Below are 24,900 nucleotides of genomic sequence, written 5' to 3'. Positions count from 1 at the left end.
AAGCGGTCACGTCCACCGTTCGCGTGTCCGCGGGTGGACCGCGATGCGGAAGACACAGGTCATGGAACCAGTGGGCCGGTCCACGGCAGTTGGGCCTCCATCTGCCGGCCGAGTTCGTCGGTGAGACTCCGGACATACGTCGCCGAGAGGTGATGGGGATCCTTGTACACGGTGATGTTGCCGACGATCGCCGGGCAGAAGTCGTCGGTGCAGATGCCGTTCGACATGTCCAGCGGGTGGAAGTCTCGGCGGGTGGCGGCGAGTTCGCGCGCCGGGTCCTCTGGAGCGAGGACGGCAGCGCGCCGCGAACCACAGCTCTCCGCGTCGCCGCCGTCGGCGAGGCAGATCGGGGTGTCGATGGTGCCCTTGCCGTTCTTCGGCCACGGGGTGTCCCGCATGCCGAGCACCGGGATGCCGGCGTCGAGGAAGCGATCGAAGATCGGGGAGTAGTCCGGCGGCATCCAGTCGCCGGGCTGGTAGTCGCGCGGACGCGTCGAATTGGTGAAGACGGCGTCGGGTTTCTCGGAGATCACCCGGTCGATGACCCGCTGGCCCCAGTCGTAGCACTCGGGATAGGGGACGCCGCGCTGCTTGGGGATCTTGTTGGTCGACAGCGGGCAACCCATCTTCAGATAGGTCTTGACCTTGAACCCGTTGCGCTTGCCGAGGGTGTCGAGCGCGGAGATCCACATCTCCGCGTGGGAACCGCCGGCCAGAGCGATCGTGCGGGTCGCATTCGGGTCGCCGTAGACGCCGACGTGGATCTCGTTGTCGGTGAAGTCGCTCATGTACCCGTCGGTCGAGGTCTCCGGGAAGTCCTGGATCACCTCCAGGGCCGACGGCTGCGGGTCGAGCGCGGGGACGGGCCACCCGTCGAGCAGTGCGCGCGCACCCGGGTACGACCGCGGGTCGAGATTCTTGGTGTCGACGACGATGTTGTCGACGTGGTTCTCCCACAGCTTAATACCGACGCCGGCCACGACGGTGCCGAGCAGCAGGATCGAGGTCACCACCGACGTGTAGGAGAGCCAGCGCGACCGGCCGTCGCGGGTGCCTCGAGTGAGGGCCGACCGGTCACCGCCGCGGAGCGGGTCCTCGATGTAGCGTTTCGTGAGCCAGGCCACACCGATCGAGAACCCGAGAATCCCGACGCCCTCGAGGAAGTTCGCGTGGTTCTTGTCACGCCAGGTGAGATAGAAGATCAGGAACGGCCAGTGCCACAGGTACAGCGAGTAGGCGATGGTTCCCAGCCACACCGGCCAGGTGCTCGCCAGTATCCGGTTGACCGCGGGCATCGTGTCCGGCGCCGCGTGACCGCCTCGCGCCGGCTTCTGCAGCGCGGTCGCGCCGGCCCAGATGATGAGCAGTGTCGCGCCGACCGGGACCAGCGCCATCGGACCCGGGTACTCGTCGACGCCGTCGATCCAGAAGCCGCAGGTGATGATCAGTGCCAGGGCCACGACGGTCGCGGCGTTGCGCACCCAGTTCGGCACCCGCAAACTCGGCAGCCAGATCGCCAGAAGGCCGCCGGCGAGCGGCTCCCAGAGCCGCGAGATCGTGGAGTAGTAGTTGTACGGCTGGTTGATGGCCATCCCACGATGTGCCCAGTAGAACGACCCCAGCGCGACCACGAACACCGCGGCGCCGACGAGGAACTTGATGACGCGAGAGTCGGCGAACGGACGCGCGAACCGGGCGGCGACTTTCAGGAACCCGGCGAAGGCCAGCGCGACGAGCAGGGTCAGAACGAAGAACTGTCCCTGCATCGACATCGACCAGATGTGCTGCAGCGGGCTGTTCGCCGAACTCGCGGCCAGGTAGTCCTGCGAATTCAACGCGAGATACCAGTTCTGGTAGTACAGCGCGCTCGCGACGACCTCCTGCCCGATGTTGGCCCAGCGCGTCTGCGGCAGGACCACGACGGTGAGGACGGTGACGGCCAGGAGCACGGTGACCAGCGCGGGCAGTAGGCGCTTCAGCAGTCGCTTCAGTCGCGGCCACGGGTTGAGGGTGTCGCGGAAGGTGACGTTCGGCTTCTGGACGTAGATCGCATGTCGCAGTAGTGAACCGAGGAAGAAGTACCCCGACAGGGTGAGGAAGACGTCGACGCCGCCGGAGACCTTGCCGAACCACACGTGAAAACAGGCCACGAGGGTGATCGCGATACCGCGCAGACCGTCGAGGTCGGTGCGGTAGGCAGGGGTCGTCGGCGTCGAGGGGGCCGACTCCGGCGCCACTACTCGGGTCGTCGATGCCACAGGGAAGTCTTTCGGGTCGGGGACGGGCGGTTCGGCCGCGTAGCAATCTACCCGTCGAACCTGTGATTTCTCGATTCGCACCGCCCGGGACGGTCGGTGGACTCGGTCACGGGTCGGGGGATCTCACCGACGCGCACGGGTGCGTGCCCCGTCGAGGATGATCGTCAGCCCGTCCACGAATTCGCCGTCGAAGTCCCGGCCCGACGGTCCGGTGACGCCGAGGCGTTCCATCTGCGCGCGGGTCTGTTCCTCGATGGTCAGACCGATGACGAGCTGACAGACGGCAGTGCTGACGGCCTCCGCGTCGCGGAGCGACAACCCGCCGGCATGTCCGGCCGAGACGATGTCGGCGGTGATCGCCTTCGTGGACAGGCCGCTCGCCCAGCTCGACGACACGACCTCGGCACTGTCGGGCACATCGAGCAGGGCGGCACGCATCCCGGTGGCGAGCAGACGTAGCCGCTCGTCCCACGCCAGGTCGGTGGCCGGAATCGAGACGGCACCCAGGATGTCGTCGGCAAGTGCGGCCAACAGGGTCTGTTTGTTGGGGAAATGCCAGTACAGGGCGTTGGGACGCACTCCGAGCTCGGTGGCGAGCCGGCGCATCGACAGGTCGGCCAGGCTGTGCTCGCGCAGGATGTCGCGGGCAGCGCGGAGGACGTCGGTCCGGCTGTTGCTCACGCGGTCAGCGTAGTCACCGGTTCGACGCCGGCCCGCGCGAGCCACCTGTACACCGTCCAGGCCTCCCTGTACGGTGTTCAGGAATCCTGGACGGTGTCCAGGTGATCCCCGGGGTTGAAGAAGGAGGAGCGCGCCGTGGACCAGGGCGAGATCAGCCGTGTCGACGCGGAGCACATCTGGCATCCCTACGGGGCGTTGCCCGCGACGACCGACCCCCTGGTGGTGTCGTCGGCGTCGGGAGTTCACCTCGAACTCGCCGACGGGCGCTCCGTCGTCGACGGCATGAGTTCCTGGTGGGCGGCGATCCACGGCTACCGGCACCCGCGCCTCGATGCCGCGGCCGCGGTTCAGATGGGACGGATGTCGCACGTGATGTTCGGTGGGCTCACCCACGAACCCGCCGCCCGGCTCGCACAACTCCTCGTCGAACTCACCCCCGAACCGCTGCAGAAGGTGTTCTTCTGCGACTCGGGCTCGGTCTCGGTGGAGGTCGCGGTGAAGATGGCGCTGCAGTACTGGCGCAGCCGCGGCCAGTCGCAGCGCACACGCCTGCTGACCTGGCGTGGTGGTTACCACGGCGACACCTTCACCCCGATGAGCGTCTGCGACCCCGAGGGCGGCATGCACTCGATGTGGTCGGCGGTCCTCACGCGGCAGGTTTTCGTCGACGCTCCGCCCGCCGAGTATCGACCCGAGTACGTCGCCACGCTGGAGGCCTCGATCCGCGAGCACCGCGACGAGCTCGCCGCCGTCATCGTCGAACCGGTCGTCCAGGGCGCCGGCGGCATGCGCTTCCACGACCCGGCATATCTGTCCGCCCTGCGCGACATCTGCGACCGCCACGGCGTCCTGCTGATCTTCGACGAGATCGCCACCGGTTTCGGTCGGACCGGGACGCTCTTCGCCGCCGACGCCGCGGACGTCGCCCCCGACATCATGTGCGTCGGCAAGGCGCTGACGGGCGGGTACATGACGCTTGCCGCCACACTCTGCACCTCACACCTCGCCGAGGTCATCAGTGCGGGGGAGGCCGGCGGACTCGCCCACGGCCCGACCTTCATGGCCAACCCGCTCGCCTGCGCGGTGGCGGTCGCCGCCATCGAGTTGTTGCTGGAGACGCCCTGGGCCGAACGCGTGGCGGAGATCGAGAGAGGTCTCTCCGACGGCCTGGCGCCACTGCAGGAGCTCGACGGCGTCGTCGACGTGCGGATCCACGGCGCGATCGGGGTCGTCGAACTCGACCGTCCCGTCGACATGTCCGCGGCCACCGCGGCCGCCGTCGACGCCGGTGCGTGGCTGCGGCCCTTCCGCAACCTCGTCTACACGATGCCGCCGTTCATCTCCACGCCCGACGACATCTCGACGATCGTTCGCGGTATCTCGGCCGCGGTGCGGGCGACCCTCGGCGACGAGAACTCGACGACCACCGAACTCGTGGGAGCACGGTCATGACCATCACCTCGGGACAGCCCACGACCGGCCAGGCCGACGACATCGCCTCGGGTGGGGTGGCTTCGGGCGAGGTCGGACTCGCCTGGCTTGCCGGGGCCGCACGCGACCGCGCCGCCGCCGGACTGCATCGCGAGCCGCACGTCCGCCGAGTCGGTGCCGACGCGATCAATCTCGGCTCCAACGACTACCTCGGTCTGTCGACGCACCCCGACGTCGTCGCCGGCGCGCGGGCCGCGGCCGCGCAGTGGGGTGGCGGATCGACGGCGTCGAGGCTGGTCGTCGGCACCACGCAGGCGCACGTCGACCTCGAGACGGAACTCGCCGACTTCCTCGGTTTCCCTGCCGCACTTGTCTTTTCCTCCGGCTATCTGGCCAATGTCGGCGCGGTCACCGCACTCGCTGGGCGCGGCGCCGGGAGCAGAGCGAGCGGGCCGGATGACTCCGGCGATCTCATCGTGAGTGACACCGGTTCGCATGCGTCGCTGATCGACGGGTGCCGGCTGTCACGGGCACGGGTCGTCGTGGTGGATCGTGGGGATCATGAGGGCGTGCGGGCCGCCCTCGCCGAACGCACCGAGGAACGCGCACTCGTCGTCACCGACTCGGTGTACAGCATCGACGGCGAACCGGCCCCCGTCGCCGATCTGTATGCGGCTGCTCGCGCGCACGGTGCGGTGCTGCTCGTCGACGAGGCCCATGCCGTCGGCGTCCGTGGTCCCGGCGGGCGTGGACTCGTTGCCGAACAAGGACTTTCCGGCGCGCCGGACCTCGTGGTCACCACCGTGCTGTCCAAGTCGTTCGGATCGCAGGGCGGAGTGGTCCTCGGGCCGGAGATCCTACGGTCACACCTGATCGACTGTGCGCGTCCGTTCATCTTCGACACCGGACTGAATCCGGCGGCGGTCGGCGCGGCTCGGGCCGCACTGCGTGTCCTGCGTTCCGATCCCGCGCTACCGGACCGATTGCGCGGCAACGCCCGTCGCCTGGCCCGCGCATGCGGCGCCGAGGAACCCGCCGCAGCGGTGATCTCGATCATCGTCGGCGACCCGCAACGCGCCGTCGACGCGGCTGCGGCCTGCCGTGACCGCGGAGTGCTCGTCGGGTGTTTTCGCCCGCCATCGGTCCCGCCGGGCACCTCCCGGCTGCGCATCACCGTGCGCGCCGACCTCGATGCCGCGACCCTCGACCACGTCGCCGAGGTCGTCGACGCCGCACTGCGTGAGGTGGGTGCACGATGAGCGCGACGACACCATCACCGGAACGCGGACGCGTTCTCGCCGTCACCGGCACCTCGACCGACGTCGGCAAGACGGTCGCGACGGCGGCCCTCGCCGCCGCCGTTTGTGCGAACAGCGCCGTCGCCGTCTGCAAACCCGTCCAAACCGGCGTCGCACCAGGCGAACCCGGCGATCTCGCCGAAGTCGCGCGTCTTGCGGGTGAGGTGACCACGGTCGAGTCCTACCGCTATCCCGAACCGCTCGCCCCGGACACCGCGGCGCGACGCGCGGGGATGCCGCTCGCCGATCCTGACGTCATCGTGCGGGCGGTCGACGACCTCGCGGCCAAGCATGACCTGACCCTCGTCGAAGGCGCCGGCGGTGTGCTGGTGCGACTGGGGGAGTCCGCTACGATCCTCGACGTCGCCGCAGCGACACTGGCACCCGGGACGAACGACGGCGTCGTCATCGTCGTCGCACCGGGCCTCGGTGCGCTCAACCATGCCGAGCTGACCGTGAACGCCGTGCGCGCTCGAGGCCTCCGGCCCGCCGGACTCGTCATCGGGTGGTGGCCGCCGGACCCCGACCTCGCCATGCGCTGCAACCGATCCGACCTGCCGCGGATCACCGGCGTCCCGGTGATCGGCGTGCTGCCCGCGGGTGCCGCCGCCCTCGATCCCGCCCGGTTCCGCCGGACCGCGCCGACCTGGTTCGACCCCGACTGGCTCGCCGGCTCCCTCACCAACCATCCGGCATCGCTCGCCGGGACCTCATAGACCGTTTTTTCCAGCCCGCCCAATCAGTTCCAGTACAAGGAGTTCAGCCCGTGACACAGGCAACCGTCGACACCGCCCGCGACGCACAGACGTCCGACGACATCCTCGCCATCGCCCGCGAGCAGGTGCTCGAGCGCGGTGAACCGCTCGACCGCGACCAGGTCCTGGCGGTGCTGCGCCTGGACGACGACCGGTTGACCGAGTTGCTGCAGTTGGCCCACGACGTCCGCATGCGCTGGTGCGGACCGGAGGTCGAGGTCGAGGGCATCATCTCGCTGAAGACCGGTGGCTGCCCCGAGGACTGCCATTTCTGTTCGCAGTCGGGTCTGTTCGCCTCGCCGGTGCGCAGTGCCTGGATCGACATCCCGTCGCTGGTGGAGGCCGCCAAGCAGACCGCCAAGACCGGTGCCACCGAGTTCTGCATCGTCGCCGCCGTCCGCGGACCCGACAAGCGTCTGCTGAGCCAGGTCGCCGCCGGCATCGAGGCCATCCGCAACGAGGTCGACATCCAGATCGCCTGCAGCCTCGGCATGCTCACCCAGGAGCAGGTCGACCAGCTCCGCGACATGGGCGTGCACCGCTACAACCACAACCTCGAGACGGCGCGCAGCCACTTCCCGAACGTCGTCACCACCCACACGTGGGAGGAGCGCTGGGACACGCTGCGCATGGTCCGCGAGGCCGGCATGGAGGTGTGCTGCGGCGGCATCCTCGGCATGGGTGAGAGCCTCGAGCAGCGCGCCGAATTCGCCGCCGACCTGGCCGCACTCGAGCCCGACGAAGTCCCGCTGAACTTCCTCAACCCGCGTCCGGGTACGCCCTTCGGTGACCTCGACGTGCTGCCCGCGTCCGAGGCGCTGAAGTCGGTGGCGGCCTTCCGCCTCGCTCTGCCGCGCACGATCCTGCGTTTCGCCGGCGGCCGCGAGATCACCCTGGGCGACCTCGGCGCCAAGCAGGGCATCCTCGGCGGCATCAACGCGGTCATCGTCGGCAACTACCTGACGACGCTCGGCCGGCCCGCGGAGGACGACCTCGACCTGCTCAGCGACCTGTCGATGCCGATCAAGTCACTCAACGACACCATCTGAGGGACGCGATCGACGCTGGTCCTCTCCTACATCCTCGCCACGATCGGTAGCGTGTTCTCTCATGATCGACACCGTCCCGGGGCCGCTCGCCGAACCGTGCAGGTACGGCGTGTACACGGGCCTCGAACTGGAACTGCAGGCACCCGACGCCATCCCGCCGGCCGCGCGTCTGGGGCTTGAACCTCCGCGCTTCTGCGGGCAGTGCGGGCGCCGCATGGTCGTGCAGGTCCGACCCGACGGCTGGAGCGCCAGGTGCTCCCGCCACGGGACGGTCGACTCGGCCGAACTGGGTCGTCGGTGAGCGGTCCGGCGTCCGGGCGGCATGTCGCCCGGCCGGTCGCGACACTGCTCACCGCGACCGCGGCGGTGATCGTGCTCGGCGCGGTCGCCGGCGCGATCTGGGCGCTGGTGACACCGCCCACGACCGGCGTCGTCGTCAAGGGCCTGACCCGTGAGGACATCCCGACTGGATTCGACGCTGTCGGCGCCTTCGCGCTGATCATGTTCGCCTACGGTGGCATCGCCGCACTCGTCGCATGGGCGGCGGCGCGGCCGTGGCGCGGCGTCACCGGATTCCTCGTCCCCGCGCTCGGTACGGTGGCCGGGTCCGCGATCGGTGCGCAGGTCGGAATGTGGTTGGCCGGCCTGCGATTCGACGACGACATCGCCGGGCTCCCGCTCGAATCGGTGTACCGCGTGCTGCCCGAACTCTGGCTCGACGGCGGTACGCGCGCCGGACACAGCGCACCCTGGACCCTGCTCATCTGCGCGCCGTTCGCCTTCGCGATGGTCTACCTGGTCTGCGTGTTGTCCTCACGCACGGCGGACCTCGGCGTCGGCGATCTCGACGTCGATCACCGTGCCGGTGACGATCCGTCAGGGTCCGAGGTCACATCGGTGGACGCAGTGTCGCGAACTCATCCGTGACGCGTAACTCGTTGTCGGCGAAGGCATAGAGCGCCGGCGGCCGCCCGCCGGATCGCCCGGTCTTGCCGACGGTGCCGGTCGACACCACCACGGCGCGTCGACTCAGGATGCGTAGCAGGTTGGTCGTGTCCACCGCGTAGCCGAGTGCGGCGCAATAGATCTCCGACAGCTCCGACATCGGGAACTGCTTCGGTGCCAGCGCGAAGGCGATGTTGGTGTAGGAGAGCTTGGCGGCCAGCCGGTGCCGGGCGGTGTCGATGATCTCGGCGTGGTCGAAGGCCACCGGGGGCAGTGCGTCCACGTCGAACCAGGCCGCGCCGTCGGGAAGGGTCACCGGGCTGTCCGAGCGGACGAGGCCCATGTACGTCGAGGCGATCGTGCGGATGCCGGGAACGCGTCCGGGATCGGAGAAGACCGACAGCTGTTCGAGGTGAGCGATGTCGCGGACGTCCATCTTGTCGGCGACGAGGCGTCGAGCGACGACCGACAGCTTCTCGTCACCGGCGACGTCGCCGCCCGGAAGAGACCACCGGCCGGGCTCGGCGTCGGTACCGGCCCGAGAGAGCAGGACGCAGAGCGCGGGGCGGACGTCGGAGCCGTCGGCAGAGGGCGGAGTGCGGACCTGGAAGACGACGCTGAGGACCTCGACCCGCAGAACGCCGGAGCCACTGAACGCTTCGGGGCCACTGAACGCTTCGGGGCCACTGAACGCTTCGGGGCCGTTGACCACTTCTGGGCCGTCGGAGCTGGAGGGGTCGGACCCGGCGGCTGGCATGGCGTCGATTGTATGGGTCAGACGCCCGGCGACCGGCCAATCGGAGACGTCAACACGCGCGCCGCGCCGTCGGTGATCGCGATGGTGTGTTCGCTGTGCGCGCCGCGAGAGCCGTCGAACGATCGGATCGTCCAGCCGTCGGCGTCGAACTTGACCCGCTCGGAGCCGAGCGTGAACCAGGGCTCGAGCGCCAGCGTCAACCCGGGCTGCAGTTTCATTCCGCGACCGGCCTTGCCGATGTTCGCGACATGCGGGTCCTCGTGCATCGTGCGGCCGAGTCCGTGGCCACCGAACTCGGTGTTGACGCGGTATCCGTACGACTTGGCGATGGCCCCGATCGCCGCGGAGATGTCGCCGAGCCGGGCGTCGGGCCGGGCGGCGTCGATGGCTGCTTCCAACGCTTCCTCGGTTGCCTGTACGAGTCGCCGGTCCTCGGGGCGGGGCGTGCCGACGATGACGCTGCGGGCCGAGTCGGCCACCCAACCGTCGATCGAGACCGCGATGTCCATGGACAGCAGATCGCCGTCGGCCAGGACGTAGTCGTGGGGCAGCCCGTGCAGCACGGCGTCGTTCACGGACAGGCAGATGACGTTGCGGAAGGGGCCGCGGCCGAAGGACGGGGAATAGTCCCAGTAGCAGGACTGCGCGCCGCGTTCGGCGATGAGGTCACGGGCGCGCTGCTCGAGATCGAGCAGGTTGACGCCGACATCGGCTCGTTCGGCGAGGTCGGCGAGCAGATCGGCGATGAACGCACCGGTCACCCCCATGGCACCTATCTCGGATGGTGACTTCAGCTCGACCATTCTCGTTCCCTTCGCGATCGGATGAGTGGACTGGTATAGAAATACCAGCAATCGGTATATGTATACCGGAGATCCGCTAGGCTCTGTGCATGGTCCGCAACCCGTTGACCCCGGAACAGATCGCCGCCGGCCGCCGTCTGGGCGCGCGGCTGCGCGAACTCCGCGCCGACCGGTCCCTCGGTGAGGTCGCCGTCAGCGCCGGCATCTCTCCGGAGACGCTGCGCAAGATCGAGACGGGCCGGATGCCGACTCCCGCGTTCGCCACGATCGCTGCACTCGCGCGGTCGCTGAACACCTCCCTCGACGACCTGGCCCTGGTGTTCACCGACACGGTCCTCGACGCCGCCGGACTCGACTCCGCGGTGGTGCGCGCCGGGTGACCCCGCGCCCGTCGGACCTCACCTACGAGGAGGTCGGTGCGACCGCCGGAGAGCTACCGGCGGGCTATCACCATCTGCGCCGCTCGCGTGTGATCGGTGCCGGCGAGGGATGTTTCGACCTGGCCGCGCAACGAATCCTGAACTGGGACATGCATCGTCGTGCCGGAGTGGGCGTCGATGCCTCGACCCCGCGTGCCGCGGTCGGCTCGGTGGTGACGATGCGTCTGGGGCTGGGTCCGGTGGGCATCTCCGCCGCGTGCCGGGTCATCGAGGTGATCGACTCGGTCTCGAGCGATGCGGGGACCGAACGCGGCTTCGCGTACGGCACCTTGTCGGGGCATCCCGAGATCGGGGAGGAGCGGTTCTGGGTTCAGCGACTTCCGGACGATTCCGTGATCGCGCACGTCGTCGCCTTCTCCCGGCCAGGTCGTTGGTTCACGCGGATCGGCGGCCCGATCGGGCGAGTGGTGCAGTCGCGGATCGCCGAACGCTACCTCGATGCCCTGATGTGCGCCTGAGGGTGCGTGATCTGCCGCGAGGGTGACGGGAATGAACCCGGTGTGGTGAATGTTACGATGCATAGTGTTTTCGACCATGAGTCGAAAACCATGCCTCGGACACACGGCCCGTGCTCCGGGGACCCGATGACCCGGGGTCGTAGACGCCCCCCGGGACAGCCAGAGGAGTGGCAATGAGCATCACCAGTGATCGCCCGGCGGCCGTGACCGCGCCAGCAGCCGGGCTCCTCGATGCCGAATGGTTCGACGCACCGGGTGGCTACGCCGGTGTGGAGCCGACTCAGGAGTGGGCGGACGAGGTCCGACGCCTCGCACGTGCCCGCAACGCGACCCTGCTCGCGCACAACTATCAGCTTCCCGCCATCCAGGATGTCGCCGACCACGTCGGTGACTCTCTCGCCCTGTCGCGTATTGCGGCCGAGGTCGACTCCGACGAGATCATCTTCTGCGGCGTCCACTTCATGGCGGAGACCGCCAAGATCCTCAGCCCCGAGAAACGCGTCCTCATCCCGGACGAGCGCGCCGGTTGCTCGCTGGCCGACTCGATCACCGCCGACGAACTGCGCGCCTGGAAGGCCGAGTTCCCCGATGCGGTCGTGGTGTCCTACGTGAACACCACCGCCGAGGTGAAGGGTCTGACCGACATCTGCTGCACCTCGTCGAACGCCGTCGACGTCGTCGCGTCGATCGACCCCGATCGCGACGTCCTGTTCCTTCCGGACCAGTTCCTCGGTGCGCACGTCAAGCGTGAGACCGGCCGCGACAACATCCACATCTGGGCGGGTGAGTGCCACGTGCACGCCGGCATCAACGGTGACGAGCTGGCCGATCAGGCCGCGTCGCACCCCGATGCCGACCTTTTCATCCACCCCGAATGCGGTTGTGCGACCTCGGCTCTCTACCTGGCGGGTGAGGGTGCCGTGCCCGAGGATCGAGTCAAGATCCTGTCGACCGGCGGCATGCTCGACGCTGCTCGCGAGACCGGCGCCAAGCAGGTTCTCGTCGCCACCGAGGTCGGCATGCTGCACCAGCTGCGCAAGGCCGCGCCCGGGGTCGACTTCCAGGCGGTGAACGACCGCGCGTCGTGCCCCTACATGAAGATGATCACGCCGGCTGCGCTGCTGCGGTGCCTGCGTGAGGGTCGCGACGAGGTGTTCGTCGACACCGACGTCGCGGAGAAGGCCCGGAAGAGCGTCGAGCGGATGATCGCGATCGGTAACCCGGGTTCGGGCGAGTGACCGGAAGCTCTGCGGTGAGTGACGGTTTCATCGGTCAGGCGTCGGCCGGCGGCGCGCTGGAACTGGTTGTCGACGACGAGATCCGTGCGCTGATCAGGACCGCGCTCGACGAGGACCTGCGGTACGGACCGGACATCACGACCGCGTCGACCGTCCCGGCCGGCTCCGTCGTCGACGCCGCGATCGTCAGTCGTGCACATGGCGTCATCGCCGGCGTTCCGGTGGTGATCGCGGTGTTCGACGAGGTCATCGGCGAGGGCAATTTCGAGGTGACGGACGTTGTCGCCGACGGCAGTGTCGTCCAACCCGGCGACACCGTCCTGCGCGTCCACGCTCCGACGGCCGCTCTGCTGACGGCCGAACGCACTGCGCTGAACCTCATCTGCCACCTGTCCGGGATCGCGACTGCGACCCGGGCGTGGGTCGATGCGGTCTCCGGTACGTCCGCTCAGATCCGTGACTCGCGTAAGACGCTGCCAGGTCTGCGTCTGCTGCAGAAGTACGCGGTGCGCGCCGGTGGCGGAGTCAACCACCGGATGGGTCTCGGCGATGCCGCCCTGATCAAGGACAACCACGTCGTCGCCGCCGGTTCGGTCGCGGCTGCGTTGGAAGCCGTTCGTGCGGCGGCTCCGGGTCTGCCCGTAGAGGTCGAGGTCGACTCGCTCGCCCAGCTCGACGAGGTCCTTCCCCTCGAACCGCAGCTGGTGCTTCTCGACAACTTCGAGCCGTGGGAAACCCAGATGGCCGTGCAGCGACGCAACACTCGTTCGCCGCATACCAAGCTGGAGAGCTCCGGCGGCCTGACCCTCGACGTCGCCGAGGACTATGCCCGTACCGGCGTCGACTACCTCGCCGTCGGTGCACTGACGCATTCGGTCACGGTGCTCGACCTCGGGCTGGACGTCCCCGCGCCGCAGGTCTGATCGACGGTCAGCCCGCGGCGTCGTAGGCCTCGCCGAGCCACCGGCGGACCTCCGCGTCCACGTCCGCCCTGGCACGCATCTCCAGATGATGCATCCACACGTGCGGTGACGGGTGCGCGACCTCCTTGAAACGAGCAGAGTCGACGCGGTGCCGAAGGGCGATCGACAACACCGCCGGCACATCGGATCGCACGTACATGCCGGGGCGCCACACGTAGGCGAAGCCGGTCCGGCGTCGGAAAGCTATCTGGCTCTTGGTGACTCGGACAGCGATGTCGTCTCCCAGATCACGGATGGCTTCCTCGACCGCGCCATGGATCGACAGGCCCTCCGGCGAGCCTGCGAAGAAGTCCTCGACGTCGTGCGGGGTGTCCGTGGTCATGCTTGCTCCAGAATCGCACGTGATCTTCGAAGGCGGTCCACCATTTCTTCCCGAGCGTGATTCTCAGGCGCGCGGGTATGCGGCGGCGAGCATTATCGAGGCGAGGGTGGCTTCGGCGTCGGAGGCGTTGCGTAGGTCGATGATCTGGCGCAGGTGCAGGCGCGGCTGATCGCCGGACGCCGTTGTGGGTCCGTGGATTTCGGTGCGCACCTGTTCAAGGTGCTCGGCGAACCGTCGGGGTAGGTCGGGTCGCCGGTTGATGCGTTCGGGATTCGGGGGTGCGCCGGGTTCGGCGTTGAGCCGCCAGACGCAGCGGCCCTCATCGGGTCCTTCCCGCACCATGCGGGTGGTGTATTGTCCGGGTTGATCGCCGACCATGCGGTTGTGTTTCGGGCATGCGGGGGCGAGGTCGGTGATGTCGGTGAGGCCACCGAGACCCCAATCCAGTTGCGCGTGGTGCATTTCCACGTGTGCGGCGGATAGGTCGCAGTCGGGTGTGGAGCAGGCCTCGCCGTCGGGACGGGCGAAGGACACCAGTCGCTGTTCGCGGGTGGCCAGGCGTTTGCCGCGCCCGAAGTACAGCGGGACGGCGGTGGCGTCTTTGAACACCGCCAGCCAGGATTGGGCGTCGGCGGCCATGTCGATTAGATCGGGGATGGGGATCAGGGTGCCGGTGGCGGTGGTGGCGAACCCGGCTTCGCGGATCAGATCGTTGAGGTCGGCTTTGACGATCACCTGTATCGGCAACCCGCGGTGACTCTTGCCGAGCAGGCCGTCCTCGAGCACAGCCTTCAGCAAGGCGTTGAACGCGTCGTGGTTGCGCTGCGCATCGCTGCGATCATCACGTGCGGCAGCGGCTTCGACCATCTCGGGGTCGGCATTCTCGATCGACCCGTGCGGTGATTCGGGGTCGTCGGGGTTGTTCATGCCGGGTTTGGCCCAGACCGCGAGCAGCATGGTGATCCGCGCGAGGAGTTCGGGGGTGAGGTCGGCGGACATCTTGGCGGTGCCGTCGGCGCGTTGCCGGTTGACCGACAGTTTGCGACGGCGTTTGCGGTCGGTGTCGTCGGCGAGTGTTCCGTCGGGGTCGAGGTGGGCCAACAGGCGGGCGCCGAGGGCGGTGATGTCGGCGGGGGTGTGGTCGACGGCGATTTCGGTCATCTGTCGTTCGGCGGCGAGCTTCACGTCGTGGTCGACGGCGTGCGGGATCTGGTCGAGCACGTCGAGTACCGCCCGGATGTGGGAGGTGTTGATCTTGCCGTCGGCCAATGCCTCTGCCAGAGCGGGGTGTTCGGGTTCGAGTGGTTCGCCGGTCGGGCTGAGGTGGGTGGCGGTTGCGTGGCGTTGTTTGGTGCGGCGCATGGGGTCGGCCACGCGCAGGCGGTGGGTCATGAACTGGGTGATGCTGCGGTGCCCGGTTTTGTGGGGCAGGTCGCGGTCGGCGATCTCGACGATCTGCCGGTCGCCGGCGAAAGTGAGTCGGGCGATGGCGCGTTCGGTGTCGGCGGCGACATCGACCAGTTCGGCATCCGAGCACTGCGTCAGGTCGACGGTCTGTAGTTCGGCGGTGATCCGATGGAGTTCACTCACCAGTTCCTTTGCGCGCGAGGGCGGGCCGTCGGCGACACCGGACTCGGAGATATCGGTCAAGACGGTCACCCCCGGAACTCGTTGATGCGAATGTGTGTTCGACTGTACGCGCAATCACGCTGCCGTGCAACGACTATCGCCGCCATTCCAGCCATCCCGCATTGTCGGTGGTGCGTGATATGGGCATCCCCATCCGGGTCGGAGGTGTCCGACCAGTGGCTCGAGAAAAATGACCCTTACGGTATACCGGTAGGGGGTATATAGTCGACGGCATGAGTGCAACGATGACCCATTCCGGGCGTGAAGCGAAGATGCACGAAGGTCACCAGCATGCTGGTGGCGAACACGGCGGTCACGCCGACCATGTCGGGCAGTTCCGCCGACTGTTCTGGATCATGCTGGTCCTCGCGGTACCGACGGTGGCGTTCAACGAGATGTTCGCCCATCTGATCGGCTACTCGTTACCGCATCACGGGTGGGTCATGTGGATCTCACCGGTGCTGGGCACGGTCATCTATCTCTGGGGCGGTCGCCCGTTCCTCATGGGCGCGGTAGGAGAGATACGTTCCCGCGCCCCGGGGATGATGCTGCTGATCGGGCTGGCCATCACCGTCGCGTTCGTGGCGTCGTGGGGTGCGAGTCTGGACCTGCTGTCCGCCGAGCTGAACTTCTGGTGGGAGTTGGCGCTCCTCGTCGTGATCATGCTGCTGGGGCATTGGGTCGAGATGCGTGCGCTGGCACAGACGACATCGGCTCTCGACTCGCTGGCCGCGTTGCTGCCCGACAAGGCAGAGAAGGTCGACGGCGCCGGAACGGTCGCCGTCGCCGTCGACGAGCTGGTGGTGGGCGATGTGGTGCTGGTCCGGCCGGGCGCTTCCATCCCGGCCGACGGTGAGATCCTCGACGGTGCCGCCGACATCGACGAGTCGATGATCACCGGTGAGTCGCGCCCGGTGCGACGATCGGTCGGGGAGCACGTGGTCGCCGGGACGGTAGCCACCGATTCGGCGGTTCGGGTGCAGGTCACCGCAATTGGTGACGACACGGCGCTGGCCGGGATCGAACGGCTCGTCGCTCTGGCCCAGGCCTCATCGTCGCGTGCCCAACGACTTGCCGATCGCGCCGCCGGGTGGCTTTTCTGGTTCGCCGTCGCGGCGGCGGCTGCCACCGCCGTGGTCTGGACCGCGGTCGGAATGCCGGACTCGGCGGTCGTACGTGTGATCACGGTGCTCGTCATCGCCTGTCCACACGCGCTGGGTCTTGCCATCCCCTTGGTGGTGTCGATCGCGACAGAGCGTGCCGCGCGTGGGGGAGTGCTGATCTCCGACCGGCTCGCCCTCGAGAGCATGCGGTCGGTCGACGCCGTTCTGTTCGACAAGACCGGGACCTTGACCCGCGGAACCCCGACGGTCCGCGACGTCGAACCCGCCGACGGCCGCACGGCCGACGAAGTCCTGGCGCTGGCCGCGTCGGCGGAGGCCGACAGTGAGCATCCGCTCGCTGTCGCGATCGTCAAGGCCGCACGAGATCGGGGATTGATCGTCTCGCCGGCACAGGATTTCGCTTCGTCACCGGCCGTGGGTGTCTCGGCACGAGTGGACGGAGTCGTCGTGGCGGTCGGCGGGCCGAGATTGCTCGACAGTTACGCGGCTGTGGAACTCCCGGTCGCCGGGACCTGGCGGAACGACGGGGCGATCATCCTGCACGTCGTCGCCGACGGTGAGGTTGTCGGCGCCCTCGCGCTGACCGACGAGGTGCGTCCGGAATCGCGGGACGCCGTCGACGGCCTGCGTCGGCGTGGGATCGAGGCGGTGATGGTCACCGGGGACGCCCGTGCCGTGGCCGACGACGTGGCTCGCCATCTGGGGATCGAGCGCGTCTACGCGGGTGTCCGGCCCGAGGACAAGGCCGAGAAGGTGGCCGAATTGCAGCGCGAGGGCAAGCGGGTCGCGATGGTCGGGGACGGGGTGAACGACGCTCCGGCACTTGCGCAGGCTGACGTGGGTATTGCCATCGGCGCGGGTACCGACGTCGCCATCGCCTCCGCGGGTGTGATCCTGGCGTCCTCGGACCCTCGGTCGGTGCTGTCGGTGATCGAACTGTCGCGGGCGAGCTACCGGAAGATGGTGCAGAACCTGTGGTGGGCAGCCGGGTACAACCTGATCTCGGTTCCGCTCGCCGCGGGCGTCCTCGCGCCGGTCGGATTCGTGCTGCCCATGGGCGTCGGCGCGATCCTGATGTCGGTGTCGACGGTCGTCGTCGCGCTCAACGCTCAATTGCTCCGCCGACTCGATCTGTCCCCAGGTGGGCAACCGTCCCGGTGAACTGCGACTGATGAACTGACCGAGCGCTTCCTCTGAGGGCCCGGACCCGCTGTCCACCGGCGGGATCCGGGCCCTTCGTCGTCGGCCGGGATGGCTCCGACCGCAGGTTCGCCATCCGAAATGACGAGATTACTCAAGTGATGTCACTCACATGGGGTCATTTGTCCAAGGTGTGCACCCGTTTAGTCGGTGATGAGACCCGTTGTGTGGCAGTGGGTTTCGATTTCATATATGACAGCGGGCGTTTCGGATGCCGAAACCGCAATTGTCGATTCCTGGAATCGTGCCGCAAGACGCGCAAATTGATATTTGCTGGCCGGTGACACGACGAGAAATAGGAGGTTGAAAATGTCTCGTCTTCGGGCACCCGCCCCGTTCCTACTCATCGATGCGAAGATTTGTGACATCTACTCATGAATTGCAGCTTCCCTACCCACGCCACACCTCACGCATGTGGCACATCAGCAAATGTGTCGCGGCGTCGTCGAGGCGGCACCATCAAACAATTGTCGTCGGCCTTGATCGGGGTGACCATGACCGCGAGCGTCGTGGTGACCGGATTCGGCGGCGTCGGCGCTGCGCTCGCGTCGCCGACCGTTCCCACTTTCAATCTGTTCATTCCCGGGACATGGGAAACGGATGCTGCTGCTGATCCGACCCGCGCCACCGGCGCGCTGGCAGCGGTCGCCGACTCGATCTCGCGCCGCCACGGCGACTCGGCCACCATCTACTTCCTGCCGTACATGGCGCGCGCCTTCGACAACGGGCGGACATACGGTGACAGCAAGGCCACGGCGATCGCGAATGCATCGCGGGTGCTCGCCGACCGTGCGGAGGCCGACCCGGATCTGAAGTTCACGATCAGCGGCTACAGCCAGGGTGCCGACGCCGCCGGCGACCTGGCCGAGGCCATCGGCAATGGCGAAGGACCGATCCCTGCCGACCGGGTTCTTGCAGTCGGTCTCCTGGCCGACCCGGGTAACGGAACCGCCGGTCAGGAGACGGTCGGCCCGACGGCTCGCGGCACGGGGATCGCCGACCCGCGCCCGAGAGGGATGGGGGACCTGTCCGGCAGGGTGACGAGTATCTGTGCCCCGGCCGACCTGTACTGCTCGATAGACAAGCGACGGCATCCCGTCCTGGGGAAGATCGGCACGGTTCTCAGTGAGGGGGCGGAGGAGGTTGCGGACGCGGTCGAGACCGCCATCGACGTCATCGGCACGATCACGAGGATCGACTACGCCGCACTCGGGGCCGAGATCGGCCGATTGCCGCAGCTCATCGGGATGGGAGACCTCCGTCGGGCCCACCGGGTGGCGGGCCGTCTGAATACTCGGATGCGTCCGTTCGTCAAGCTCGCGGACATGGTTGACTACGCGCGAACGGCACGGGTCCTCGACCTCATCCCGGACCAGACCGGTCTCGCGAAGGTCGGCGCCTCGATCTGCCGGGTGCTCGATCGCGTCGACTTCGTGCGTGCCGCGGACCTCGTCGGCGAGGTTCAGGAGCTCACCTGGACTGCGGCAGGGGCGGTGGGGGCACGAGTCGGTGCCGCGTCGCTGCCCACATCCGAGGTCTCGGTCGAGCAGGTCCTGGGCCTGGGGAAGGAGTTGGTGTCGCTGGTCTCGGACTCGTCGGTCGAGGTATCCGGCAACGGGGTGAACGACGGCGCGTCGGACACCGGGGTGTTGTCCGAGCTGATCTCGCCCGAGTTCAAGAAACTGGGTAAGGAGCTGGCCGCGATCATCACGAGGCAAGCTCTTACCGACCCGGCGTCGTTGATCCGTGACGCCGTCACGGCGAAGGACTTCTACTCGGGCAACGTGCACACGAACTACGCGAAGTTGGTCGTGGACGAGGTCGGTCGCAGCGCGATCGGTTGGCTCGGGGTATGGCTCGCGGAGGCCATCGACAAGGCCGGCTCGAAGTCGCGAGCCGGTTCCGGCTAGGGATCGGCACGGGCCGGAGGCGCCCGCGTGGGCCCTTCGGCCCGATCTTTCGGGGCCTTTGTCTCGATTTCACCCATGGTCACGGAGATGGATCACAACGTTTTATTGCCTCTTCTTCATTGTGCGTTGTCATCATTGCAATGGGTGTTGTCGCAAATTTTGGGCCACTGACGAACTGGGTCGAATGTCCATTGGGTGATTAGTTCGAACGATCTACAAAAAGGGCGACAGATGTATCCGAAATAGTGGAACGAATGACCTAGATGCGGTGATCGACTTCACGTGGCTATTGTCGAGAAACCGGCAATAACAATCGCCAGACGATCTAAATTTCTCCTCGGCAGCAATGGGCTGCCTTCCTGCAGAACGATGGACGGAAGATGACTGACAACCAGACCCCCACCAGTGCCCCTCTGGCCGACGAGCGCAACCGAAAGAACCGGAAGCGCAAGGCCATCCTCGCCTCGGGCGCGGTCCTCGGCATCGGCGCCGTGGTCACCCTCGCCGCGTGGAACGACACCGTGTTCAGCAACGGGACGTTCGGTATCGGCGACACCGCCTGGAACGTGCAGGGCAGCGTCAACGGGACGGACTTCCTGGAGTACGAGACCAGCCCCGGTGGCACCGTCGCGTTCCCGGTGGAGCTCGGGGTCGACCCGGCAAACCTGATGCCCGGTCAAACCACCAAGGGCAGCTTCTGGCTGAAGGAGACCAAGGGCAACCTGGCTGCCGACATCACCATCCATCCGTCCAACGCCACCAACACGCTCGGGCAGGCGTTGCGGGTGACCGTCAAGGACGGGACCACGAACTTGATCAGCGATCAGCCGCTGAGCAGCACCACGGCCGCGACCACCTTCCAGGTCGCGGCGGGCGCCACCAAGAAGATCGACTTCGAGGTGACCCTCCCGGCGAATGCCAACCCGAACGCCATCGCTGACACCAGCGTGAATGCGATCTGGGAAATGAGGGCACAGAGCGTCGGGGGCTGATGAACCGGCCCCGAGCCGGCGGAGCGCTCCCCCTCGGCCTCCGCCGGCCGGGGCCGACTCGCCCGCAACCGATCTCGGGTCGGCGCGACCCGCAAACACTTCAGAGAGACAGTCCGATGACGACGACCGCGACCCCACGACCCGACCAGTCCCCGGAGACCGGAATACGCGAGTCGTGGAACGTGACCGACCCGAGGCGGATCGGGACACCCGATTCGAACGCGGCCTGGCCGTCGACTCCTCGGATGTTCATCCCCGCGTCGGACGCGGTCACCCAGCCGCTTTCTCCCGTCACACCCCCGGCGACAGCGGTCCCGGGGGAGCCTGCCGAAACACCGGTCGCCGCATCCGTTCCCCGGCCCGGCGCGCACTCGGCGATCGCCAAGCTCGGAGATTGGGTGCTGAACATCCTCGCGGTCTTCGGCGTGCTGTGCATCGCGCTGACCATCCTCGCCTTCGTCGGCAATTACACGATCATCCTGTTCAAGACCGGCTCGATGGATCCGACGATCCCGCAGGGGTCGGTCGCTGTCGTCCACGAGATTCCGGCCACCGAGGTGAAGGTCGGCGACGTCATCACCGTCGATCGTGAACCCGGCCTGAAGCCGATCACCCACCGCGTCATCGCGGTAGAGCAACTGGGCGGCGGCGAGGCGCTCATCTCGATGCAGGGCGACGCCAATCCCAATCCTGATCCGGAGCCGTACCGCGAGAGCACGGTGCGCAAAGTCGTCTGGCACATACCGGGTCTCGCGAAGCAGGTCGTCTGGTTGTCGAATCCCTACGTTCTGGGCGGCATCACCCTGGGCGCCGCGCTCCTCGTGCTGTGGGCGTTCTGGCCGAGAGCCGAGACCGCTCGACGCAGACACTGACCGGCACCTCACCGGCACACCACAACCACGGAAACACAACGGCGTATGAGCATGCATCTCACCAAGCGCAGCAAGATCCTTGTCGCCACCGTCGGCGTCGTCGCGATCCTCGGCGTCATCGCGCAGGCCACCGGCGTGCTGGCCGCGTGGAACGACAAGGTCTGGGGGAACTCGAGTTTCACGCGGGCTGCCAATCTCGAGGGGTATGCCCGGTCGACGACCGCACACGCATACACCAATCGTGCGATCACCAGTGGCGAGTTCACGGCGACGAACGCCACCCACACCCACGTGAATCCCGGCTCCACCCTGATTCCCAGCGCGACCGGCTGGACCCATGCCTCGAGTACCGGAATCCTGCTGCTGGGAACGGTGGCGGCGGACGGCCGGTCGTCGGCGACGTACACGATGAACGGCAGTGTCGTGACGGCCACCGCTGCGTCGAACGCCAAGAACATCGAGCTCTTCCCGACCGGCTTTGCCTCTGTGCTGAACACCGACAACAGCCAGTATTCGGCCTCGGTGAGCTGCTCGTCCAGCAACTGGGGCGGGACCGTCTCCACCAATGCAGTGGCCCCGGCCGGAGGCAACTTCCGGGTCGGGCTCACCAACTCCTACGCTGTTCCGGCCGCGAACCAGACCACCACCATCGATTCGCTCGCCGTCGGGTTTCGAGTGCAGGGAACCCTCAAGAGCGTGGTGACCACTACCGCGAAACATGCACTGTCCACCCTGATCCTCGACGTGGACATCAAGACCGCGATCACACAGGCCACCGTGTGGACGGTCACTGTGCAGTTCGTCCGCGCCGAGTGCGGCATCGGTGAACCGCTTCCGAGCGCCGGCGTCCAGACTGCGGCGGCACGGATAGCCCGCCTCGCCCCGAGTTCGTCGAGCACAGCGCCCTCGGAGTCGGCGGTGAGTTCCAGTGCGGAGAGTTCGGAACCGGCGAGTCCCGACAGTGAATCTGCGTCCTCGGGGTCGGAGAGTTCCTCGGCAGCCGACTCGGAGTCCAAGGGTTCTTCGTCGGCGACACCCTCCGCCGGCGAGAGTGCAGATGCCCCGGTTCTGAAGGAGGGGCCGACGACACCGACCGACGTCGACGTAGGGAGTAGTTTCCCGGTGATCGCCACCGACGGCACCGATCTCGGTACGGCGACCTTCCAGAAGATAGAGTCCACCGCACCGTCGGACGGGGCCCGGGCGACGATCGCGGTCAAGATGACGGTCACGACATCCGACGCCGAGGGCGACGGACGGTTGTCGTCGATCGCCTGGGACGACTTCGCCCCGCTGGTCGGGGGAGTGCAACAGGCGGCCGGAGAAGCCGCTGCCGAGGGGCCGCCGCTACCGGCGCAACTCGAGCCGGGTGGGACCTACACCGGATGGGTGGCGTTCACGGTGCCGAGCGCTGCGGGTAGCGCCATCTGGAAGGTCTCGGGCACATCGGGATTCACGTTCGTCCTGCCGGAGCCCACGGTCCCGGTGACGTCGACGACCTCGCAGCCCGCACCCGTTGCCGAGGCACCGGAGACGGGCGCACCGGAAACGAGTGAGCCGGCCGCCGACGCACCGGAGGCCGACGCGTCCGTGCCCGAGGACTCCGACCCGGTACCCACCCCGGAGAAGACCAGCTCAGGGTCGGGTTTCGACGATTCGTCGGCCTCTTCCGGAAGTGAGTAGCCCGCCTCTGATCCCGTTGTGTCTTTGCCCGCCAAGCGGGCCGAAACACAACGGGATTCGCTATCACAATGAGTTGTCTCCAGGATGGTCTGTCTGCACCAACCCGGCGAGAGCGCTTGCCAGATAGTCGTCTTCGGCCTCGTTGCCGGGCAGGTCGAGTGCGCGTCGGTAGGCGTCGGCCGCACCGTCATGGTCGTCCAGCTCTTCGAGCGTGAGCGCGCGTGCGACGTGGAACGGGCGATACCGGTCGAGAGCGGGGTTCGACGCCAGGCGGTCGAGCATCGCCAGTCCGCGCGTCGGACCGAACGCCCGGCCGACGGCGACGGCTCGTCCCACCCGCACAACCGGTCCCGGGTCGTGGGTTTCCAGCATGCGATACAGAACCGCGATCTGCGCCCAGTCGGTAGCGTCTGAGGTCGCCGCCTCGGCGTGGACCGCAGCGATTGCCGCCTGGACCGTGTACGCGCCCGCGCCCCGTTGTGCGGCAGCCGATTCCGCCAGCATCGTTCCTTCCTCGATGAGCCGTGCATCCCATCGGGTCCGGTCCTGGTCGGACAACGGAATCGGACGACCCGAAGGCTCCACCCGTGCCGGCCGCCGCGACTCGGTGAGCAACAGCAGCGCGAGCAGCCCGGACGTCTCGGCGCGGGGGAGTAGGCCATGCAGAGTCCGCGCGAGCGAGATGGCCTCGACGGTGATGTCGTCGCGGATGTGCTCGCTGCCCGTGGACCGTGCGTAGCCTTCCGAATACGTCAGGTACACAACTAGTAAGACGCCACCGAGTCGTTCAGGTAGGTCATCGGGACGCGGCGGATGGAAGGGGACACCGAGTGTTCTGATCCGGTTCTTCGCGCGCACCAGCCGTTGCTGTGCGGTGGGAACCGGGATCAGGAGTGCGTGCGCGACCTCGGGTGTGGTGAGACCGGCGACGAATCGCAACATGAGAGCGATCCGATCGTCGACCCGCAGCACCGGGTGGGTGTAGGCGAAGAACATGCCGAGGCGTTCGTCGGGTAGTGGCATCGGCACGGTGTCGGCCGGGTCACCGAAGTCGGCCGGAATGGGTGCGCGATCCGAATCGGTCTGCAGCTGCGCGAGTTTCCCGGCGAGCACGTTCTCCCGCCGCAAGGCGTCGAGCACCCGACGTTTGGCAGTCGTCGTCAGCCACGCCTCCGGCGACTCGGGGACGCCGGTCCGCGGCCAGGTCACCAACGCCTGTGCCAGAGCATCCTGCAAGGCGTCCTCGGCACGATCGAGGTCGCCGAATCTCTTGGTGAGAGTGGCGATGACGCGCGTGCGGACGTCGCGGTCGACAGCGGCCACCGCTCGACGGGTCACGAACTCCGCGCCCGTCGAGCGGTCCGATGGTCCGGTCACGGCTCAGTACGGTGCGAGCGGCCGGATCTCCACGTGCCCTCCCGGCGCCGAACCAGGGCTTCGACGGGCCCAGTCGATCGCCTCATCGATGTCGGCGACGTCGATGACGTACACGCCGCCGACGAACTCGCGCACCTCGGCGAACGGACCGGACGATGCCACGACACGTTCGCCGCTCCCATCCGTGTGCACGACTGCGCGTTCGTCCTCGAGGGCGAACGAGCTGACCACGACGCCGGCCTTGGTGATCTCCTCGTCGAAGGCGAAGAACTCTTCGGGCGTGGCGCCGCCGTCCTCGCCGCACGCCGGGGCGTCGACATGTCCCATGAGCAGCAGTGCGTACTTCATCGTTCCTCCAGTCATCTGCCGCCGGACCGGAGTGGCCCGACACCATGGTGACGTACGGATGACTCGGATATCGACAGCCGCAGACAACTGGTTATCCCGACGGACTGGCTCCCGACGCGGTGACCTGTGAAACGAAAAGTGGGAGGTCCGAAAACGGACCTCCCACTCGTCGGGGTGGATGACGGGACTCGAACCCGCGACAGCCAGGATCACAACCTGGTGCTCTACCAACTGAACTACATCCACCATCGGCGCCGGAAACCTGGGCTTTCACCCGGGCCTCAGAGCCAAGAACACTCTAGCGGGTCGATGCCTCAGAACTCCAATCGGTTTTCTGACCTGGGCTT

General features: G+C 67.5%; 24 protein-coding genes and 1 tRNA gene. 15 read left to right on the top strand and 10 right to left on the bottom strand.

The annotated features are described in order from the left end of the window. Positions 1 to 59: 59 nt before the first annotated feature. Both IHQ52_RS18170 and IHQ52_RS18165 read right to left on the bottom strand, forming a co-directional pair. Positions 60 to 2,237, bottom strand: a complete 2,178-nt coding sequence (locus IHQ52_RS18170; protein WP_024500339.1) for an acyltransferase family protein — start codon at positions 2,235 to 2,237, stop codon at positions 60 to 62. A 144-nt stretch (positions 2,238 to 2,381) separates the two neighbouring features. After that, positions 2,382 to 2,939, bottom strand: a complete 558-nt coding sequence (locus tag IHQ52_RS18165) for a TetR family transcriptional regulator (protein WP_006438552.1) — start codon at positions 2,937 to 2,939, stop codon at positions 2,382 to 2,384. Between the two features lie 135 nt (positions 2,940 to 3,074). On the opposite strand from IHQ52_RS18165, the gene IHQ52_RS18160 reads away from it, so the two are divergent. From IHQ52_RS18160 to IHQ52_RS18135, 6 genes are all read left to right on the top strand, one after another. Continuing rightward, a complete protein-coding gene (locus IHQ52_RS18160) occupies positions 3,075 to 4,391 on the top strand; it encodes an adenosylmethionine--8-amino-7-oxononanoate transaminase (protein ID WP_024500338.1) in 1,317 nt (438 codons plus the stop codon). Continuing rightward, positions 4,388 to 5,629 carry an 8-amino-7-oxononanoate synthase gene (locus IHQ52_RS18155; RefSeq protein WP_024500337.1) on the top strand — a complete coding sequence of 414 codons (1,242 nt, stop codon included), beginning with the start codon at positions 4,388 to 4,390 and terminating at the stop codon, positions 5,627 to 5,629. Before IHQ52_RS18160 ends, IHQ52_RS18155 begins: the two co-directional genes overlap by 4 nt. After that, positions 5,626 to 6,384: a dethiobiotin synthase gene (gene bioD / locus IHQ52_RS18150; protein WP_024500336.1), complete on the top strand. Its 759-nt coding sequence runs from the start codon at positions 5,626 to 5,628 to the stop codon at positions 6,382 to 6,384. Before IHQ52_RS18155 ends, bioD begins: the two co-directional genes overlap by 4 nt. Positions 6,385 to 6,434: 50 nt before the next feature. Then, entirely contained in the window at positions 6,435 to 7,472 is a 1,038-nt protein-coding gene (gene bioB, locus IHQ52_RS18145) for a biotin synthase BioB (protein ID WP_024500335.1), read from the top strand. A 61-nt stretch (positions 7,473 to 7,533) separates the two neighbouring features. After that, on the top strand, positions 7,534 to 7,773 hold the full coding sequence (gene bsaP, locus IHQ52_RS18140; RefSeq protein WP_006438557.1) for a biotin synthase auxiliary protein BsaP: 240 nt from the start codon (positions 7,534 to 7,536) through the stop codon (positions 7,771 to 7,773). Continuing rightward, complete coding sequence (locus IHQ52_RS18135; RefSeq protein ID WP_024500334.1) at positions 7,770 to 8,399, top strand: DUF2567 domain-containing protein; 630 nt, start codon at positions 7,770 to 7,772, stop codon at positions 8,397 to 8,399. Before bsaP ends, IHQ52_RS18135 begins: the two co-directional genes overlap by 4 nt. Here IHQ52_RS18135 and IHQ52_RS18130 read toward each other — a convergent pair. Both IHQ52_RS18130 and map read right to left on the bottom strand, forming a co-directional pair. Further along, a complete protein-coding gene (locus IHQ52_RS18130; RefSeq protein WP_024500333.1) occupies positions 8,362 to 9,174 on the bottom strand; it encodes an NUDIX hydrolase in 813 nt (270 codons plus the stop codon). The genes IHQ52_RS18135 and IHQ52_RS18130 overlap by 38 nt on opposite strands. Positions 9,175 to 9,191: 17 nt before the next feature. Further along, a complete protein-coding gene (gene map, locus IHQ52_RS18125) occupies positions 9,192 to 9,977 on the bottom strand; it encodes a type I methionyl aminopeptidase (RefSeq protein ID WP_024500332.1) in 786 nt (261 codons plus the stop codon). 89 nt (positions 9,978 to 10,066) lie between these two features. Here map and IHQ52_RS18120 point away from each other — a divergent pair, with 89 nt between their 5' ends. The 4 genes from IHQ52_RS18120 (at position 10,067) to nadC (ending at position 13,036) form a co-directional block, all read left to right on the top strand. Continuing rightward, the gene (locus IHQ52_RS18120) at positions 10,067 to 10,357 is read left to right on the top strand and encodes a helix-turn-helix transcriptional regulator (protein ID WP_024500331.1); all 291 of its coding nucleotides are present in this window, start codon (positions 10,067 to 10,069) and stop codon (positions 10,355 to 10,357) included. Next, positions 10,354 to 10,875 carry a DUF1990 family protein gene (locus tag IHQ52_RS18115; RefSeq protein WP_024500330.1) on the top strand — a complete coding sequence of 174 codons (522 nt, stop codon included), beginning with the start codon at positions 10,354 to 10,356 and terminating at the stop codon, positions 10,873 to 10,875. The genes IHQ52_RS18120 and IHQ52_RS18115 overlap by 4 nt, the downstream gene beginning before the upstream one ends. Before the next feature lie 173 nt (positions 10,876 to 11,048). Next, entirely contained in the window at positions 11,049 to 12,113 is a 1,065-nt protein-coding gene (nadA, locus tag IHQ52_RS18110; protein ID WP_024500329.1) for a quinolinate synthase NadA, read from the top strand. Between the two features lie 14 nt (positions 12,114 to 12,127). Then, the gene (gene nadC / locus IHQ52_RS18105) at positions 12,128 to 13,036 is read left to right on the top strand and encodes a carboxylating nicotinate-nucleotide diphosphorylase (RefSeq protein WP_024500328.1); all 909 of its coding nucleotides are present in this window, start codon (positions 12,128 to 12,130) and stop codon (positions 13,034 to 13,036) included. Between the two features lie 7 nt (positions 13,037 to 13,043). On the opposite strand, the gene IHQ52_RS18100 is transcribed toward nadC, so the two are convergent. Next, entirely contained in the window at positions 13,044 to 13,418 is a 375-nt protein-coding gene (locus IHQ52_RS18100; protein ID WP_024500327.1) for a DUF5655 domain-containing protein, read from the bottom strand. 63 nt (positions 13,419 to 13,481) lie between these two features. After that, positions 13,482 to 15,068, bottom strand: a complete 1,587-nt coding sequence (locus IHQ52_RS18095) for a DUF222 domain-containing protein (protein WP_191835010.1) — start codon at positions 15,066 to 15,068, stop codon at positions 13,482 to 13,484. Between the two features lie 224 nt (positions 15,069 to 15,292). On the opposite strand from IHQ52_RS18095, the gene IHQ52_RS18090 reads away from it, so the two are divergent. The 3 genes from IHQ52_RS18090 to IHQ52_RS18080 all read left to right on the top strand — a co-directional run bounded on the left by IHQ52_RS18090 (position 15,293) and on the right by IHQ52_RS18080 (position 20,273). Next, positions 15,293 to 17,332: a heavy metal translocating P-type ATPase gene (locus IHQ52_RS18090; protein WP_375295610.1), complete on the top strand. Its 2,040-nt coding sequence runs from the start codon at positions 15,293 to 15,295 to the stop codon at positions 17,330 to 17,332. Between the two features lie 533 nt (positions 17,333 to 17,865). After that, positions 17,866 to 19,281, top strand: coding sequence for a cutinase family protein (locus tag IHQ52_RS18085; RefSeq protein WP_232513096.1), 1,416 nt, complete (start codon positions 17,866 to 17,868; stop codon positions 19,279 to 19,281). Between the two features lie 380 nt (positions 19,282 to 19,661). Then, entirely contained in the window at positions 19,662 to 20,273 is a 612-nt protein-coding gene (locus IHQ52_RS18080) for a SipW-dependent-type signal peptide-containing protein (RefSeq protein ID WP_024498579.1), read from the top strand. Positions 20,274 to 20,373: 100 nt separating this feature from the next. Here the strand turns inward: IHQ52_RS18080 and IHQ52_RS18075 are convergent, their stop codons facing one another. After that, positions 20,374 to 20,526, bottom strand: coding sequence for a hypothetical protein (locus IHQ52_RS18075; protein WP_157753380.1), 153 nt, complete (start codon positions 20,524 to 20,526; stop codon positions 20,374 to 20,376). Between IHQ52_RS18075 and IHQ52_RS18070 the strand changes: the two genes are divergently transcribed. Next, entirely contained in the window at positions 20,519 to 21,145 is a 627-nt protein-coding gene (locus IHQ52_RS18070; protein ID WP_238063702.1) for a signal peptidase I, read from the top strand. The two genes, IHQ52_RS18075 and IHQ52_RS18070, sit on opposite strands and share 8 nt — an antisense overlap. Positions 21,146 to 21,190: 45 nt before the next feature. Continuing rightward, a complete protein-coding gene (locus IHQ52_RS18065; RefSeq protein WP_006437130.1) occupies positions 21,191 to 22,828 on the top strand; it encodes a hypothetical protein in 1,638 nt (545 codons plus the stop codon). Positions 22,829 to 22,891: 63 nt separating this feature from the next. Here IHQ52_RS18065 and IHQ52_RS18060 read toward each other — a convergent pair whose 3' ends face one another. The 3 genes from IHQ52_RS18060 to IHQ52_RS18050 form a co-directional block, all read right to left on the bottom strand. Further along, positions 22,892 to 24,205 carry an RNA polymerase sigma factor gene (locus IHQ52_RS18060; RefSeq protein ID WP_182156439.1) on the bottom strand — a complete coding sequence of 438 codons (1,314 nt, stop codon included), beginning with the start codon at positions 24,203 to 24,205 and terminating at the stop codon, positions 22,892 to 22,894. A gap of 3 nt (positions 24,206 to 24,208) precedes the next feature. After that, positions 24,209 to 24,553, bottom strand: coding sequence for a YciI family protein (locus IHQ52_RS18055; RefSeq protein ID WP_006437132.1), 345 nt, complete (start codon positions 24,551 to 24,553; stop codon positions 24,209 to 24,211). A 173-nt stretch (positions 24,554 to 24,726) separates the two neighbouring features. Continuing rightward, positions 24,727 to 24,799, bottom strand: a tRNA-His gene (locus tag IHQ52_RS18050). Between the last annotated feature and the right edge of the window lie 101 nt (positions 24,800 to 24,900).

The organism is Gordonia amicalis, assembly GCF_022059885.1.
Taxonomy (GTDB): Bacteria; Actinomycetota; Actinomycetes; order Mycobacteriales; family Mycobacteriaceae; genus Gordonia; species Gordonia amicalis.
This window is presented reverse-complemented; position numbering and strand designations above follow the sequence as displayed.

Bases quoted from the DNA above. Each gene is read 5' to 3' on its own strand.
- IHQ52_RS18130 (WP_024500333.1), bottom strand. From the start codon at position 9,174: ATGCCAGCCGCCGGGTCCGACCCCTCCAGCTCCGACGGCCCAGAAGTG.
- IHQ52_RS18155 (WP_024500337.1), top strand. From the start codon at position 4,388: ATGACCATCACCTCGGGACAGCCCACGACCGGCCAGGCCGACGACATC.
- nadA (WP_024500329.1), top strand. From the start codon at position 11,049: ATGAGCATCACCAGTGATCGCCCGGCGGCCGTGACCGCGCCAGCAGCC.
- IHQ52_RS18085 (WP_232513096.1), top strand. From the start codon at position 17,866: ATGACCGCGAGCGTCGTGGTGACCGGATTCGGCGGCGTCGGCGCTGCG.
- IHQ52_RS18100 (WP_024500327.1), bottom strand. From the start codon at position 13,418: ATGACCACGGACACCCCGCACGACGTCGAGGACTTCTTCGCAGGCTCG.
- IHQ52_RS18055 (WP_006437132.1), bottom strand. From the start codon at position 24,553: ATGAAGTACGCACTGCTGCTCATGGGACATGTCGACGCCCCGGCGTGC.
- bioD (WP_024500336.1), top strand. From the start codon at position 5,626: ATGAGCGCGACGACACCATCACCGGAACGCGGACGCGTTCTCGCCGTC.
- IHQ52_RS18065 (WP_006437130.1), top strand. From the start codon at position 21,191: ATGAGCATGCATCTCACCAAGCGCAGCAAGATCCTTGTCGCCACCGTC.
- IHQ52_RS18090 (WP_375295610.1), top strand. From the start codon at position 15,293: ATGACCCATTCCGGGCGTGAAGCGAAGATGCACGAAGGTCACCAGCAT.
- IHQ52_RS18080 (WP_024498579.1), top strand. From the start codon at position 19,662: ATGACTGACAACCAGACCCCCACCAGTGCCCCTCTGGCCGACGAGCGC.
- bsaP (WP_006438557.1), top strand. From the start codon at position 7,534: ATGATCGACACCGTCCCGGGGCCGCTCGCCGAACCGTGCAGGTACGGC.
- map (WP_024500332.1), bottom strand. From the start codon at position 9,977: ATGGTCGAGCTGAAGTCACCATCCGAGATAGGTGCCATGGGGGTGACC.
- IHQ52_RS18075 (WP_157753380.1), bottom strand. From the start codon at position 20,526: ATGAACATCCGAGGAGTCGACGGCCAGGCCGCGTTCGAATCGGGTGTC.
- IHQ52_RS18120 (WP_024500331.1), top strand. From the start codon at position 10,067: ATGGTCCGCAACCCGTTGACCCCGGAACAGATCGCCGCCGGCCGCCGT.
- IHQ52_RS18070 (WP_238063702.1), top strand. From the start codon at position 20,519: ATGTTCATCCCCGCGTCGGACGCGGTCACCCAGCCGCTTTCTCCCGTC.